Annotated in this window: 1 rRNA gene; it reads left to right on the top strand. The window is 56.9% G+C overall.

What is annotated here, in order from left to right:
• A 16S ribosomal RNA gene (locus tag M3189_RS26725) occupies positions 1 to 255 on the top strand; the annotation flags it as partial.

Genomic DNA, 255 nt, shown 5'->3' with positions numbered 1-255 from the left:
GCCCAGACTCCTACGGGAGGCAGCAGTAGGGAATCTTCCGCAATGGACGAAAGTCTGACGGAGCAACGCCGCGTGAGCGATGAAGGCCTTCGGGTCGTAAAGCTCTGTTGTTAGGGAAGAACAAGTATCGGAGTAACTGCCGGTACCTTGACGGTACCTAACCAGAAAGCCACGGCTAACTACGTGCCAGCAGCCGCGGTAATACGTAGGTGGCAAGCGTTGTCCGGAATTATTGGGCGTAAAGCGCGCGCAGGC

The sequence above is a fragment of the Neobacillus niacini genome (assembly GCF_023715415.1).
Taxonomy (GTDB): domain Bacteria; phylum Bacillota; class Bacilli; order Bacillales; family Cytobacillaceae; genus Neobacillus; species Neobacillus niacini_C.
This window is presented reverse-complemented; position numbering and strand designations above follow the sequence as displayed.